14 protein-coding genes are annotated in these 15,849 nt (G+C 44.5%); 11 read left to right on the forward strand and 3 right to left on the reverse strand.

Features of this window, described 5'->3' with window-relative positions:
* Positions 1–361 (forward strand): hypothetical protein (locus AACX68_RS06355; RefSeq protein ID WP_228857788.1); only part of this gene is annotated, 361 nt, incomplete at its 5' end.
* Between the two features lie 558 nt (positions 362–919).
* Positions 920–2,185: an MFS transporter gene (locus tag AACX68_RS06360; RefSeq protein WP_228857789.1), complete on the forward strand. Its 1,266-nt coding sequence runs from the start codon at positions 920–922 to the stop codon at positions 2,183–2,185.
* A 103-nt stretch (positions 2,186–2,288) separates the two neighbouring features.
* Here the strand turns inward: AACX68_RS06360 and ybbP are convergent, their stop codons facing one another.
* Positions 2,289–4,721, reverse strand: coding sequence for a putative ABC transporter permease subunit YbbP (gene ybbP / locus AACX68_RS06365; RefSeq protein WP_228857790.1), 2,433 nt, complete (start codon positions 4,719–4,721; stop codon positions 2,289–2,291).
* Positions 4,718–5,404, reverse strand: coding sequence for a putative ABC transporter ATP-binding protein YbbA (ybbA, locus tag AACX68_RS06370; RefSeq protein WP_228857791.1), 687 nt, complete (start codon positions 5,402–5,404; stop codon positions 4,718–4,720). Before ybbA ends, ybbP begins: the two co-directional genes overlap by 4 nt.
* Between ybbA and tesA the strand changes: the two genes are divergently transcribed.
* The 6 genes from tesA to AACX68_RS06400 all read left to right on the forward strand — a co-directional run bounded on the left by tesA (position 5,375) and on the right by AACX68_RS06400 (position 10,877).
* Positions 5,375–6,007, forward strand: coding sequence for a multifunctional acyl-CoA thioesterase I/protease I/lysophospholipase L1 (gene tesA / locus AACX68_RS06375; RefSeq protein WP_228857792.1), 633 nt, complete (start codon positions 5,375–5,377; stop codon positions 6,005–6,007). The genes ybbA and tesA overlap by 30 nt on opposite strands.
* A 66-nt stretch (positions 6,008–6,073) precedes the next feature.
* A complete protein-coding gene (locus tag AACX68_RS06380) occupies positions 6,074–6,847 on the forward strand; it encodes an SDR family oxidoreductase (protein WP_228857793.1) in 774 nt (257 codons plus the stop codon).
* Between the two features lie 73 nt (positions 6,848–6,920).
* A complete protein-coding gene (locus tag AACX68_RS06385) occupies positions 6,921–7,799 on the forward strand; it encodes a co-chaperone YbbN (protein WP_304957232.1) in 879 nt (292 codons plus the stop codon).
* A 46-nt stretch (positions 7,800–7,845) separates the two neighbouring features.
* Positions 7,846–8,775: an SPFH domain-containing protein gene (locus AACX68_RS06390; protein WP_099111347.1), complete on the forward strand. Its 930-nt coding sequence runs from the start codon at positions 7,846–7,848 to the stop codon at positions 8,773–8,775.
* 2 nt (positions 8,776–8,777) lie between these two features.
* Positions 8,778–9,227 carry an NfeD family protein gene (locus AACX68_RS06395; protein ID WP_099123925.1) on the forward strand — a complete coding sequence of 150 codons (450 nt, stop codon included), beginning with the start codon at positions 8,778–8,780 and terminating at the stop codon, positions 9,225–9,227.
* A gap of 399 nt (positions 9,228–9,626) precedes the next feature.
* The gene (locus AACX68_RS06400) at positions 9,627–10,877 is read left to right on the forward strand and encodes a patatin-like phospholipase family protein (protein WP_228857795.1); all 1,251 of its coding nucleotides are present in this window, start codon (positions 9,627–9,629) and stop codon (positions 10,875–10,877) included.
* Positions 10,878–10,912: 35 nt separating this feature from the next.
* On the opposite strand, the gene cueR is transcribed toward AACX68_RS06400, so the two are convergent.
* Positions 10,913–11,317 carry a Cu(I)-responsive transcriptional regulator gene (gene cueR, locus AACX68_RS06405; protein WP_228857796.1) on the reverse strand — a complete coding sequence of 135 codons (405 nt, stop codon included), beginning with the start codon at positions 11,315–11,317 and terminating at the stop codon, positions 10,913–10,915.
* Positions 11,318–11,458: 141 nt separating this feature from the next.
* Here cueR and copA point away from each other — a divergent pair, with 141 nt between their 5' ends.
* The 3 genes from copA to ybaK all read left to right on the forward strand — a co-directional run bounded on the left by copA (position 11,459) and on the right by ybaK (position 15,692).
* A complete protein-coding gene (copA, locus tag AACX68_RS06410) occupies positions 11,459–14,218 on the forward strand; it encodes a copper-exporting P-type ATPase CopA (RefSeq protein ID WP_228857797.1) in 2,760 nt (919 codons plus the stop codon).
* A gap of 145 nt (positions 14,219–14,363) precedes the next feature.
* Positions 14,364–15,173, forward strand: coding sequence for a TraB/GumN family protein (locus AACX68_RS06415; protein ID WP_228857798.1), 810 nt, complete (start codon positions 14,364–14,366; stop codon positions 15,171–15,173).
* A gap of 42 nt (positions 15,174–15,215) precedes the next feature.
* On the forward strand, positions 15,216–15,692 hold the full coding sequence (gene ybaK, locus AACX68_RS06420) for a Cys-tRNA(Pro)/Cys-tRNA(Cys) deacylase YbaK (protein ID WP_228857799.1): 477 nt from the start codon (positions 15,216–15,218) through the stop codon (positions 15,690–15,692).
* The last annotated feature ends 157 nt before the right edge of the window (positions 15,693–15,849 follow it).

The raw sequence follows: 15,849 nt of genomic DNA on the forward strand, positions 1-15,849 counted from the left end.
AGATAGAGGTAACATCATGAAATACATAAATCCACTCATGATTATTGTTTTTTTAATAACTTGGTCAATTAGTTCAGCTTATGCTGGATGTCCTAATGGCAAGAATGGAACCTATACTGGATATGTTGGTAAAATCATTTATAAAAATAATTATGAATATCCCACATTTACTTTAAGTAATTATCCAGATTCTATTATGAGTCTATCAAAAGAAGTAGGGATTAATACACCTAGAGGAAAAAATATTTCTGACCTCCTTATATTAGCAAAATTTAATTTTAATAAAATTACCGTAACATGCACAGATCTGAACGTATCCACTCTAATTTTAGAGGATAATAATGATCCAGAAAACAAATAGAACCCAAAATCATGATGACGACGTAGCTAGATTATTCTGCAATAAATCACAGGTTAATATATTATCTATTATGTAATGATGGTAGGAAATACTAATTCTTCCATGAAATAAAAATCAGATTTTAATACTATATCTCCTCTTCCATTCATTTCTCCTTATAAAAGTGCTGGTTTTAACACTAGCACTTTTTTTGATTGTAACGTTAATTTAATTGATGACAGCGAAAATTATGTAATTTTCCGTAAGATAATGAAAAAAGTTAAGTGTAATTCGTTAATTTCGTCAATTCTCCATCAATTGATAGCAGTCTTTACTTCAAAAGTGTTTAACTTTCAACCAAAATTGCATGACTCCTTGGGGAAAAAAACTAGAGTATCAGGCCAGTCATCTATAGGCATTTTTTTCCTCAACCCAGTCAAAAATAAATACAAAATCAAGGATACATCTTATTTTCGTACTAACCAATTGAGCTATGGTGTGTTTATTCGATACAGTTTTTCCTGATAACCACTTAAAATAGTGCTGTTTTTAACGGTTCATATCCTTGATGGGGTCATAATGTCCACTCAATACGACAAATTCGGGCGTACTTATCAGTGGTTTTTGCTGATACTTTTAGGCATGGTCTATTTTCTATCCACAGCAACAACCTTTACGTCATTGGGTGTAGTCCTTCCCAGTATGATTAATGAACTGGGCTGGAGCTGGACTGATGCCGGTTTAGGGTTCACACTGCTTGGCCTAACCTGCGGGCTATCCAGTTTCCTGCCAACCGTGTTTATTCGCAGGGCTGGTGTTCGGTTCACACTCTTTATTGGGTTACTAATTTTTCTGGCTGGCTTCTACAACCTCTATCATACCCATGCTATTGCATCATATTTCATTGGAACGGCTTTAATTGGTGTCGGTTTTACCTTTCTGGCCACTGTACCCGGCACCTATGTGATTTCACGATTATATGAAAAACAGTCTCTGGCTTTCGGGTTCTATTTTACAATTGGCGGGCTGGGCGGCGTGATTGGTCCGTGGATCTATTTTCTGGCAACCCGGGTCTGGGGAACTTGGCGAATGCACTGGATGATCTCCGCCATAGTGCTCACTGTTTTTGTTATCGTGACTATTTTCACCCTTCGGGAAGGGGAAAAGGAAATTGCCCACGCTAAGGCAGTCAGCCAAAAAAATAATAGGGAAAACTCATCCAGTATATATCGCACCCAACAGTTCTGGACAGCCCATCAGGCACTACGGACATGGCAGTTTTATGTTATTGCGGCCACCTACACGGCATTTTTGTGGTGTGGTATTACGGTTAATAGTTTCGCTGTAGCCCATATTATTGAAAATGGTTTCAATGAAGCCATTGCCGCAGGATTACTAAGCTCCATGGCTTTTATCAATGCGTTCTCAAGACTGGCCGGAGGTGCTGTCGGGGAATGGCTTGAGCCGAAAAAATTACTGCTTGGTAGCCTGACTATCATTATCCTTGGCTTAATCGCCCTGAGTATTGCCTCTTCATGGCCATTCCTGATTGCATTTACGCTGTTCGTCGGTATGGGATACGGCATGACTTTTCTTGCTTCCAGTGTATTGCTCGCCAATTATTTTGGTCGTAAGCCTTATCTGGAACTATTCTCGATTATGAATCTGATTTCTACACTGGCTTGTTTGGCACCTTTCTTCGCTGGAGCTATTAAAGATTATTCCGGTAGTTTTACCTGGGCTTTCCTCATCATTGCTTTCCCTGTTTTTGCTGTGTTAACCGTAACAATGGTGATGAAACCACCCAGCCATAAAATAAAAGGCGCTTCAGTTAAAACTGAATAGGATTGCCTGAATCACCCGGAAATTTACTGTTCTGAAACATGGGAAGCCAAAGCTTCCCATTATCGGTAATGTGTTAAAAGTGAATAGAACAGAAACGTTTTATTTATTCCGGTAGACGCCGGTATTGCGCCTGCCTGCGCAACAGCCGCACTCCCAGCCAACCCCCGCAAAGTGAAAGTAACAGGCTGCTGATAACCGGCAACAGAAGCCACATCAACCACTGTGGCTGCCACGGAAATTCAAAAACTTGTGTCTGTAACAGCCAAAGGGCGATTTCAGCCCCAAATGCCGCCGCCAGACCAGCCATAAAACCAAGCAAGGAGAATTCACTCCATAATGTACGCCGCAATAGTTTCTTACTGGCTCCCAGTGTGCGATAAACCACCAGCTCAAGCTGCCTCTGGCTCATACCGACCTGAATTTGTGCCAATAAGAGTAACCCTCCACATATCATTACCAGCACAACCATGATTTCCAGTGCCCGGCTAACCTGCTGCAAGATACCTTGGATCTGCTTAACCATAGAACCAATATCCAGCATGCTGATCGTTGGGAAATGGCGATTAATTTCTGTCAGTAATTTCCCGTTTCCGACATAGTGGAAGCTGGTCAGCCATGTCTGAGGCTGCTGTGCCAGTGTTTCTTTATCAAAAATAAAGAAAAAGTTCGGATGCAGACTTTCCCAGTCTACTTTGCGAATGCTGCTGACAGTGACGTCAAAAGTTCTGGTGTCACCGGTGAAAGTCAGTTTATCGCCGATTTTAATCTGCAACCGATCCGCAACTCCCTGCTCAAGGGAAACTTCCTTTGATTGCGGCGGCCAGTTACCTTCAACAAGGGTATTGAACGGCGGTAATTCTTTTTTCCATGTTAAGTTAAGTTCACGCCGCACCGTCGTGCTCTTAGGATGCACTTTGTCAGCCCATTCAATCGCAGACCGCCCATTAATTTCTGTCAGACGCGCCAGTACCACCGGATAAAATTCCGTTGGCTTAACGTCATATTGTGCCAACAGCTCATCCACTGATGTGAGTTGTGGTTGAGTCATATTGATCAGGAAATAATTCGGGCTATCCGGCGGTAACTGTTGCTGCCACTGGTTCAGTAAATCTCCTCTCACCATCACCAGCAATGCCAGTAGCATGAAAGAGAGTGAAAATGCGGCCAGCTGAGTCATTGTCTGGAATGGCCGGCATAACAGCCTGCTCACAGCCAGACGCAGGCTCAGCTGGCGAAATGTGATACGGCGCAGTAACCACAGGCCGCTCCAGCCTAATCCACCTAATAAAAGTGCTACAACAGGGACCCCCGCCAGTAATGACCATAATAGTGGTTCAGTCCCTGCTAACAGTACTAATCCTCCTGCAATAAGCAGAGCGACTACAGGCAAGTAATAGCGTAGTGGCCAGATACTGGCAGAAACACCACTTCTCAATACTCTGGAGGGCTGGGTTGCCATCAACTGGCGGTAAGGACGGATCCCCACCAGCAGAGCAATACTGAACAGAGCACCAATCGCCCATACCCACGGCCACATCCCTGCTTCCGGCAACATTTTAGGTAACATCGCAGCCAGTACCCGGATCAGGGCAGCTTCAAAAACCAGCCCCAATACGGAACCAACAACAGTTGCCGCAAGTAATATCACCAACCACTGCCCGATGATCCATTTGCGTAGTGCCCAACGCCCGGCCCCCAGCGTTTTCAGTATCGCAACCAGATTATGGCGGCTGCGGCAATAATGCGTCATAGAAACCGCAACGGCAGCGACAGCCAGCAATAATGTCAGCAAGGCTGATAACAACAGGAATTGCTGGGCGCGTTCGATGGATTTTGCCAGCGCGCCATTATCCTGTTTCAATGTTAGCCAGCGTTGATCCGCTTTTAATTCAGGGTCAATTAATTGTTGGAATGACTGAATCGCATCTGGTGAACCAGCAAACATGTAACGATAAGTCAGACGGCTTCCCGGCTGAATAGCACCCGTCGCTTGCGCATCATCGATATTGATTAAGATCCGGGGAGAGAGCTGGAACGGATTGAAACCACTATCCGGCTCCTGCAAAAGTTCTCCACTGATCTTCAGTGTGGTATCACCAACTTCAAGGCTATCTCCCACTTTGATATGTAATAACGCCAGCAAACGCGGGGCAACCAGAACTGAACCTTTTTCCGGCTTCAACCCCGGAGGGCTGGTTTCCAGTTCACCATACAACGGATAATGTTTATCGGCGGCTTTTACATCCGTTAGTTGTGGAACGTCTCCCGCATAAGTCATCGTTGAAAATGAGAGCTGTCGGCTGAGTGTCAGCCCCTTTTTCTGTGCCAGTTGCAGCCAGGATGGATCAACAGGATATGACGCCCGTAATACCAGATCGCCTGCCAGAAAATCGCGGCTCTGATAATGAACACTCTGATCAATACGATCACCAATACGCCCCAGCGCCAAGACACAAGCCACAGCCAGCGTCAGCGATAACCAGACAATCAACAGCGACGGAGTACGCCACTCACGCCAGAACCAGCGCCAGATCATGCTTCCTCCTGCAATTTTCCGTCTGCCAGACGTAAGCGCCGCTGGCAGCGGGCAGCAAGCTGGCTATCGTGAGTGACCAAAATCAGTGTGGTCGCATAATCATGGTTGAGTGAAAACAGGAGATCCGCAATACGCTCACCTGTCTGACGATCAAGATTGCCTGTCGGCTCATCTGCAAACAAAATTTTAGGACGGGTACTGAACGCTCTGGCTAATGCAACGCGCTGCTGCTCCCCGCCTGAAAGCTGGGCCGGCATGTGTTTCAGGCGTTTGCCCAAACCTAGCTGCTCCAGTAATTCTATAGCCTGCTGACGACTCTGACTTTCTGATTCTCCGCGCAGAAGTGCGGGAAGCTGGACATTCTCCAGTGCATTCAAAGTGGGGATCAACATAAACGACTGGAAAACAAAACCGATATTTTCTGCCCGTAGCTGCGCCCGCTGTTCCTCATTCATACGGCTGATATTCTGTCCCAGCAGATGAACTTCACCTGAACTGCCGTCATCCAAACCAGCAATAATACCCAAAAGGGTCGATTTCCCTGAACCTGATTCACCAATTAATGCAATTGTCTGCGCTGGCTCGACAAGCAGCTCAACACCTTGCAATATATTAATTACCTGTTCCCCTTCACCAACATATTTAATGAGATTATGAACTTCAAGAGCACACTCTACAGCCATGTATTTTTCCTTTTATTGTTAATGCTATGCAGTGCCAGAGCAATGGCGGCTGATACTCTGCTGATATTAGGAGACAGCCTCAGTGCAGGTTATCGCTTGCCGGTTGAGCAGTCGTGGCCTGTTCTTATGGCAAACCAGTGGCATCAATCCGGTAATAAAGTGAATATCATTAATGGTAGTATCAGCGCGAATACCGCAGCACAAGGTTTTGAACGCCTGCCTGAATTACTGAAACAACACAAACCCAAATGGGTTTTAATAGAACTCGGGGCTAACGATGGGCTACGTGGTTTTCCGGTTCGGCAAATAGAACAGGATCTGCAAAAAGTCATTTCATTAATCAAACAGGCCAAAGCTCAGCCGCTCTTAATGCAAATCCGCATTCCGCCCAATTATGGGAAACGTTACACCGAATCTTTTGCCGGAATTTACCCTGCTTTATCAAAAAATAATGATATCCCTTTATTGCCCTTTTTTATGGAGCAAGTTGCTATCAAACCAGAATGGATGCAAGATGACGGGTTGCACCCCAATCAGGCCGCACAACCCTTTATTGCAGATTGGATGTCCAGAAAACTATCGGCATATATTATCCATAAGTAAAAATGTTCACTTATTAATAGTAAATCATTTATGCCAGTAAATTGTTGTAAATTGACAGGTAAAGTTATGCAAAAAGCCATTCTTATTACGGGATGCTCCAGTGGTATCGGATTAACCGCAGCCAAAACGCTTCATCAACGTGGCTATCGCGTTTTGGCTGCTTGCCGTAAACCTGCTGATTTAGTACATATGCGCGAATTAGGTTTAGAACCCATCGAACTGGATTTAGATGATCAGGAAAGTGTTAAGAAAGCTGCTGAGCAAGTTATTGAGTTAACAAATGGTCGTTTGTTCGGATTATTCAATAATGGTGGTTTTGGCGTTTATGGCCCGTTGGCGGGTATTTCCCGTGAACAGATGGAAAAACAATTTTCCACCAACTTCTTTGGCACCCATCAGCTGACATGCCTGCTTCTACCCGCAATCCGGGCGAATGGTGAAGGGCGGATCATCCAGACCAGCTCTGTGCTGGGGTTAATTGCCACGCCGGGACGTGGTGCCTATTCTGCCAGTAAATATGCGCTTGAAGCCTGGTCTGATGCTCTGAGAATGGAATTAGCAGGAAGTGGAATAAAAGTCAGTCTGATACAGCCGGGACCGATTAAAACGCGTTTCACAGAAAATGTTGCTCAGACCGAGATTGATAACCCCGTCGAAAACTCGGCAATGGCTCGCCGTTTAACGATGACGCCTGAAGATGTTGTGGAAAAATTAATCCATGCACTGGAAAGCCCTAACCCTAAGTTACGCTATCCTGTGACGCTAATATCTCATGCTGTTACTGTTCTGCGTCGCCTTCTGCCAGCAAGATTAATCGATAAAATCGTATCTTCGCATTAGTCATCAGATTGAAAAACCGGCAAGCCAGCCCTATGTATACTTTAATGAATGCCCTTATAACGAGAGAGAACCCATGGAACCAACAATGAATACTAACAGCAACACTGCTCAGATTGTTCGCATTAATGAAGCAAATATCGCTCAGGTTGTTCAACAGTCTCTAACCACACTTGTTGTATTCTATTTCTGGTCCCCTCAGGATCTGCATTGTCATGAATTAGAGTCCACCCTCGATAAACTCGCCCATGAATATGCCGGTCAATTTATTCTGGCGAAAGTCGATTGTGACCAACTGGGCCATATCTCGGCACAATTCGGTGTGCGGACTGTACCAACCGTACTTTTTGTACGTGAAGCCCGCCCTTTCCACGGCTTTGAAGGGATGCAAACCGACGAGAATATCAGAAAGATGTTTGCCCAAATTCTGCCACTGTCAGGAAAGTCCCCGCTGGAACAGGCAAGTGAATTACTTGTTGAAGGAAAAAATCAGGAAGCGCTGGCTTTACTGAAAGAAGCTCATCAGGAAGATCCGCAGGATACGGAACTCAGCTTATTTTTGGCTGAAGTTCATATTTCATTCAATCATGTGGAAGAAGCGCAAAAAGTACTGGAAACTATTCCATCAGAAGAGCAAGACCAACGTTATCATGATTTACTGGCTACCATTGAATCACACAAACAAGCAGCGGATTCTCCTGAAATCAGGCAACTTTTGCTGGAAATGGCGTCTCAGCCGGAAAATGCGGAACTTGCGCTTCAATTGGCGTCTAAATTACATGAAGTCGGACGTAATGAAGAAGCGCTTGAATTATTGTTCGGTTTTCTGAAAAAGGATCTCTCTGCTGGCAATGGTGAAGTGAAAAAAATACTAATGGATATTATCACCGCGCTCGGTACCGGAGATGCACTGGCATCCAAATATCGTCGTCATGTATACTCTTTACTCTATTAATTAAGCGCATTTATGTATTCCATGATTAACTAATAAAGGAATTGTTATGGATTTACTTTCTCTCGGGGCTGTGCCCATTCTGATTATTATTGCGGTCGTTATCGTCTTTACCTGTGTTAAAACCGTTCCACAAGGATATCAGTGGACCGTAGAACGTTTCGGTCGCTATACACGCACCTTAACACCTGGGTTGCATATTCTGGTTCCGTTTATTGATCGCGTGGGTCGTAGAATCAATATGATGGAACAGGTACTGGATATTCCATCGCAAGAGGTGATTTCCCGCGATAACGCCAATGTCACTATTGATGCTGTCTGCTTTATTCAGGTTGTCGATCCGGTACGTGCTGCCTATGAAGTCAGTAACCTTGAGCTGTCTATTATCAACCTGACTATGACTAACTTCCGTACCGTTCTGGGTTCAATGGAACTGGACGAAATGCTGTCACAGCGCGATTTAATTAACAGCCGCCTGCTGACCATCGTCGATGAAGCGACTAACCCGTGGGGGGTGAAAATTACCCGTATCGAGATCCGTGATGTGCGTCCACCGAAAGAATTGATCTCTGCAATGAATGCCCAGATGAAAGCTGAACGTACCAAACGTGCAGATATTCTGGAAGCTGAAGGGGTTCGTCAGGCCGCAATTCTGAAAGCCGAAGGGGAAAAACAGTCTCAGATCCTGAAAGCAGAAGGTGAACGCCAGTCAGCATTCTTACAGGCAGAAGCCCGTGAACGTGCCGCAGAAGCTGAAGCAAGAGCAACAAAAATGGTTTCTGACGCGATTGCTGACGGCAATATGCAGGCGATTAACTACTTCGTCGCCCAGAAATATACGGATGCACTTACCAGTATCGGTGCAGCAGATAATAGCAAAGTCATTATGATGCCGCTGGATGCCAGCAATCTGATGGGTGCTATCGGCGGTATTGCTGAGCTGATTAACGAAAGTAAGAAGGATAGACAGGATAACTAACTATGATTGAACAGATAGCCACTCAACCGGTCTGGTTCTGGCTCTGTTTTGGTGGATTACTGTTAATTGCTGAATTGCTGGGTACGGGGGGATATTTGCTGTGGACAGGGATTGCAGCGGTCATTGTCGCCCTGATCACATGGATTTTTCCCTCAATGAGCTGGGAGCTGCAAGGCATACTGTTTGCCTTATTAACATTACTTTCTGCTATCGCGTGGCGGGCCTGGTTGCGCCGCCACCCGCAGAAAAGTAGTGATGAGAGGCTCAATCAGAAAAATCAGCAATTAATCGGGCAACACGCCCGCTTAACGACAGATACTGAAAATGGCTATGGACGAATCAAACTGGCTGATGGTAGCTGGCGCATTCACTGTGACCATGAACTCACTGCCAATACAGAAGTTGAAATCATCGCCGTCGACGGGATCACACTGAAGGTTAAGCCGGTATAAGAGGTAGCTTGAAAGACGAAGTGTATAAATTGCCCTCATTCATCAACGACACTCCCTAATACAGGCTGGCTACGCCAGCCATATTTAACCTTTAATGAAACCAAACGATGGATCCAGTGGAAAACGTTGAAAACGGCCATTGACTGGAGTTTAGTAATTTCTGTTTACAATATGTTACAGGCAACTGAATTATCATTCATTTATCGTTATATCAAAGCCACATAACCCCAGCAAACAAGCACACCTAAGCTCTGACCGGAAGTACGTTTCTTCTGAAAAGAACAGCAGAAATGACAGCTCCACTTCGAAACAAATAGTCAAGATAAAAATATTTCAATGTAGCGAAAATTAAAATTAATCGAATACCCAGTTCTGAGAAAACCGGATAGGGATTTAATCATGACTTTTAAAATTATTTGCTGCGATGGCGGCGGAATTCGTGGTTTGCTGACCGCCAGACTTATCGAAGATCTCGATAAGAAATTTCAGATTATTAAAAGAACCAATGGATTTGCCGGAACATCCACAGGAGGCTTATTAGCACTGGGCATGGCACACGGTGTCCCTATCTCAAAAATGGTTGATTTATACAAAAAGGAGGGGGCTAATATTTTCAAAGTCCATAGTTTCTTACAAAATAAATACAGGACTGGAATTTGTGATTTGCAGGTCACCAAACTTATCCAGGATCTCGATAGGCAATTTAAAATTACTAAAAAAAACAGTAGGTTTTCCGGGATATCCACAGAAGGAATATCATCACAAGGTATGCCACAAGATATCACTCTTTCGAAAATGATTGACCGGTGCAGAAATGATGGTATTCAGCATTTTGTCTCGAATGAAATATCATTACAAAATATAAGCAGGGCCAGAGGGTTTTCCGCTCAAAATGATGAATCTATTGGAAGACCCGGTGCTATGGGCGCAAGATATTACAGCGATGGCCTGAAAAAAATTCTACAGGAATTTTTTTCAGATGCACAACTATCCAGTTCAGGACATTTTATAGCGATTAATGCGGCCCAGCTTTGGAACGAAAACAATCAATCCTGGCTACCGTGCACATTTTCCAACCTGCCAGAAAATCCCTTTCGTAATATCTCCATGCTTGATGCAGCAATGGCGACATCCGCGGCTCCAACGTTCTTCCCGCCACATCGTATTCAGGTGAGTAGCACGGATTTTGGCTATTTCGTTGATGGTGGGGTTTTTGCCAATAATCCGTCCATGACAGCACTTACCGAAGCATTATCCCTGAAGGGAGTTTCTGGCCCAACTGACATCCGCATACTATCAGTAGGTACCGGAGATATGTCTAACGGAGTGACTTCGATCAATTTCGACAACTTCGCACCGTTAAGCTGGGGAGCAAATAATTGGTTTTGGCCTCTGCGGTGGGGAAACAAAGATGAGATACCACCGGCGGCTCTGTTGATGCTCATATTTGAAACGACAGCTAAAATGGCAGAATTTCAGGCAAAAAAAATTCTTGGCAACAATTATTTACGCGCGAATTTTATGCTTAGTAAACCGTTCGATATAGACAACTGGCAAGATATCAAAATCCTTGAAGCTGAAGTGGATAAATATTTACAAACACCTGACTGGGAGAGCATATGCAATCAGGTTAAGCGACTCTGGATATAAAATATTTTCAGCTTCTGACAATTAAGCTGATATCATCAACCATGTTTTGCACACATACCAGATAGTTGTTCAATGATGGGGCATTCTGCGCCATCATCTCCCGGACATTCAGCCGCCAGTGTTAATAACTTTTTCCTGATATTCTGTAATTCTGCGATCGTTTTTTCTATTTCAGCTACTTTTTGCAATGTTGCGGCCTTAACATCAATACTATGGCGATTAGGATTATGAAATAACCGTAATAATTCCCGGCACTCTTCCAGAGTAAACCCCACCTCCCTCGCCTGCCGTAAAAGGATTAATTCATCAATATGCTTCTGTTGATAAAAACGGTAGCCATTCTCTTCCCGCCCCGGCGCTGTAATCAAATCTTTTTCTTCATAGAACCTGATAGCTTTGCTGGTTAAGCCCGTTTTCTGGGCAATTTCACTGATATTCATCATTCCCCCTTGACCTTCCCCTTGCAGGAAGGTTTAGCCTAAACAGATAACGAGCTATCCCCAATAATAATAGTAAGTATATACCCAATGGATTTCGAGTTGCATCGCGGGGTATATCACTCTGTTTCAGGAGATTTTACTATGTCTACAACAACCATTCTTGCACTTCAGGGCTTAACCTGTATGCACTGTGTCAGCAGGGTCAAAAAAGCGTTGGAGCATCTACCCGGAGTTGAACAAGCCGAGGTCACTCCTGAATACGCCAAAGTTATCAGCAATATAACACCTGATGCTTTGATAGCGGCTATCCGTGATGCTAATTATCAGGCTTCAATCGCAGATCGCCCCGATGTTGAGTTACAACTTTCCGGATTAAGTTGTATGAAGTGTGTCGGCAAAACCCAGAAAGCCCTGGAATCAGTGGAAGGTGTTGTTGCTACTGAAGTCGATAAGCAAACAGCCAGAATTTACGGCAAGGCTGACGAAAATGCCTTAATTAGCGCAGTGAAACAAGCAGGCTATCATGCTGAATCAGCCATGAGTGCGCATCTCCCAAAAAATGAGCCGCTGACAACACCTGAACCAGAATTTTTGCCAGCGGCAACAGACCCTACCTCTATTCGGAACGCAAAATCTGATAAAAAAACTGGCTCTGGTGCTCCTCATAACAGCGACGACAGCATTCAGCTTCTGCTGGATGGCATGAGCTGTGCTAGTTGTGTCAGTAAAGTACAAAAAGCCCTGCAATCTGTTGAGGGTGTTAAAAATGCCAGAGTCAATCTGGCGGAAAGAAGTGCTCTGGTCACAGGATCCGCCTCCTCCGAGGCTTTAGTCGATGCGGTTATCAAAGCCGGTTATGGCGCTGAAATCATTCTGGATGAAACTGAACGCCGGGAACGACAGCAACAAATTGCACAAGCCAATATGCGCCGTTTCCGCTGGCAATCAGCCCTTGCTCTGATTGTCGGGGTTCCGGTTATGATTTGGGGCATGATAGGCGACAATATGATGCTCACACCGGAAAATCATACCATCTGGCTGAGCATTGGTCTGGTGACTCTTGCCGTCATGGTATTTGCTGGCGGGCATTTTTATCGCAACGCCTGGCAAAGCCTGAAAAATGGCAGCGCGACAATGGATACATTAGTTGCACTGGGAACAGGGGCTGCATGGCTATATTCCATCAGCGTCAACTTATGGCCGGATATTTTTCCACCTCAGGCGCGCCATATTTATTATGAAGCCAGCGCTATCATTATCGGCTTAATTAATCTTGGTCATGCCTTAGAACAGCGAGCACGCCAGCGCTCTTCACAAGCACTTGAGCGACTGTTGGATTTAACGCCTCCAACAGCTCGAGTCATCACATCAGAAGGCGAAGTATCATTACCGCTGGCTGATGTTGAACCCGATATGACATTACGGCTGGTAACGGGTGATAGGGTTCCTGTTGATGGAGAGATCATTCAGGGCACAGTCTGGCTGGATGAAGCGATGCTGACGGGAGAAGCTATTCCTCAGCAAAAAACACTCGGTGATACAGTTCATGCCGGGACAGTCGTGCAGGACGGAACGGTACTGTTCAAAGCTTCAGCCGTAGGCAGCCAAACCACTTTAGCCAGAATTATCAATCTGGTACGTCAGGCACAAAGCAGTAAACCGGAAATCGGTCAACTGGTGGATAAAATATCCTCAATATTTGTCCCTTTCGTCGTTGTTATTGCATTGGTTGCCGGTGCTATCTGGTATTTTGCCGGCCCGGCTCCACAAATCATGTACGCACTGGTCATTATCACAACGGTACTGATTATTGCCTGCCCTTGTGCGCTTGGTCTGGCAACTCCAATGTCTATTATTTCAGGAGTCGGAAGGGCTGCTGAATTAGGCGTATTAATACGCGATGCTGATGCCCTGCAACAGGCCAGTCAACTCGATACCCTTGTTTTTGATAAAACCGGAACCCTGACAGAAGGTATGCCGCAGGTTACGGAAATTCATACTTTCAACGGCTACACGGAAGAACAGGTATTACTGTGGGCAGGTGCGCTGGAAAGCGGTTCAAACCATCCTTTAGCAAAAGCAATTCTCCTGAAAGCTGAAGACAGAAAAATAGAGAGTAAACAATTACCTGACGTCACGCAGTTTCGCACTCTGGCAGGCACAGGGATTAGCGGCAATATTGGTAACACGACACTGCTGTTAGGTAATCTGAGCCTACTTGAACAAAATCAGGTTGAAACAACCACATTAAAACAGCAAGTGGCACAACAGGCGGAAAAAGGTATTACTCCTGTTCTTCTGGCTGTTGACGGTAAAATAGCAGCCCTGTTTTCAATACGTGATCCACTGCGTCAGGATACAATCTCGGCCCTGCAACGCCTGCATAATCAGGGGTATCATTTAGTGATGCTGACGGGAGATCATCCGGCAACGGCTCATGCTATAGCCAAAGAAGCGGGCATTGATCGGGTTATTGCGGGTGTCTTGCCTGATGGTAAAGCAGCAACTATTCAGGCCTTACAATCTGAGGGCAGAAAAGTAGCGATGATTGGTGACGGAATTAATGATGCTCCGGCATTAGCACAAGCCGATGTAGGTATTGCAATGGGAAGCGGCAGTGATATTGCTATTGAAACAGCATCAATTACCCTGATGCGCCACAGCCTGCATGGAGTTGCCGATGCCGCTGAATTATCTAAAGGGACATTACGTAATATGAAACAGAACCTGTTCGGGGCATTTATCTATAATACGCTGGGGATCCCGATTGCAGCCGGTATCCTCTACCCTTTCACCGGTACATTATTAAATCCGGTGATTGCCAGTGCCGCCATGGCTCTCTCTTCTATTACCGTAGTCAGTCACGCTAACCGATTATTACGCTTTAAAACGAAAGATTAACTGATCTAAGCTCCGGAAAGCTAAACAAGGAAGTTTAGCTTTCTACTTATCATACATACCCTATGGATTTCGCACTTTTTCACACTTTCCTGTTAACCTTTAATACATTAGCATATTAATTTACGTCCATTAACGGAGTTGTGAAATGGGAAAACTTATGACCTATCTCAGTAATGTATTAGGACTAAATTCCCAACGAAATTACCCCTATCCTGCTTATGATGTCACTCTGCCTGAGAACAGACAATTACATATTGTTGGCAGTATCCATATGGGTACAGAAAATATGTATCCACTTTCTGAAGTATTGCTGGAACAACTGGAACAATGCAATTCTTTAATTGTTGAGGCAGATATTACCCAGTCAGGGTCGCCATTTCAGCAAATACTCCCCGAGCAGGCCGGGCTGTCACAACGTTTATCATCTGAATACTTTTCGTTTCTACAGCAATACTGTCATGAGATCCATCAGCCGATAGAATTGCTGGATCGGCTGCCTTTCTGGCAGGTTGCCCTGATCCTTCAGGCTGCTCAGGCTAAATATTTGGGAATGAGTCCTCAATATGGGATTGATTATCAATTACTAAACAGCGCAAAAGCCATTGATAAAGATATCATCGAGCTGGAAGGAACTGATAAGCAGATCAATTTGCTTACCGAGTTGCCCAATGGTGGCCTTTCTCTATTAGAAGATACTCTTGCTCACTGGCATACTAATGCCCGAGCTTTGCAAACTATGATTGGCTGGTGGATGAATTACAAATCAGACCAGAAAAACCCGGTATTGCCACAAACTTTCTGCGACGCTATTTACCAAACCCTGATGACTGAACGTAACTACCAATGGAACACGCAGTTGCGTACCTTACCTTCAGGAAAATATGTCGTGGCGGTCGGGGCGTTACATCTTCATGGTGAAAACAATTTGCTACAGTTGTTACAGCAACAGGAATAAAAAACATTTCAAATAATTGAGAGCTTATATAGGACATTACATATGACCCCTGCCATCATTCTGCTGGAAAAACAAAAAATTAATTTTAAGATTCATCCTTACGAACACGATGCCAATGAACATAATTTTGGTGATGAAGTAGTCAGAAAACTGGGTTTAGATGCGACAAGAGTTTTTAAAACCCTTTTGGTTTCATTAAATGGTGATCCTAAAAATCTTGTTGTCGCTGTCACCCCGGTTGCAGGACAACTGGATTTGAAAAAAGTCGCCAAAGCATTTAAAGCCAAAAAAGCCGATATGGCAGACCCTCAACTGGCACAAAAGATTACGGGCTATCTGGTGGGAGGAATCAGCCCATTAGGCCAGAAGAAACGTCTCCCTACTGTTATTGATAGCCAGGCAGAGACTTTATCTACTCTGTTTATTTCCGGAGGAAAACGAGGTCTGGATATTGAACTGGCTCCTACTGATTTATGTAAACTACTAAATGGTTCATTTGCTGATATCGCCAGAATTTGAAAATCAATTGTAATTACTTCTAAATTTTTCGAGCCGGCTCTGTTTTCCCAAAAACAGAGTCTTGTTCAATTTTCTAATATCGATATACTTTCCTTATGGCAAAAATAATATTATTTACTATTTTAAGTAACTTAATATATTTAAATGAAAGGAGATA

The sequence above is a fragment of the Xenorhabdus sp. PB61.4 genome (assembly GCF_963894935.1).
GTDB classification, from domain to species: Bacteria; Pseudomonadota; Gammaproteobacteria; order Enterobacterales; family Enterobacteriaceae; genus Xenorhabdus; species Xenorhabdus stockiae.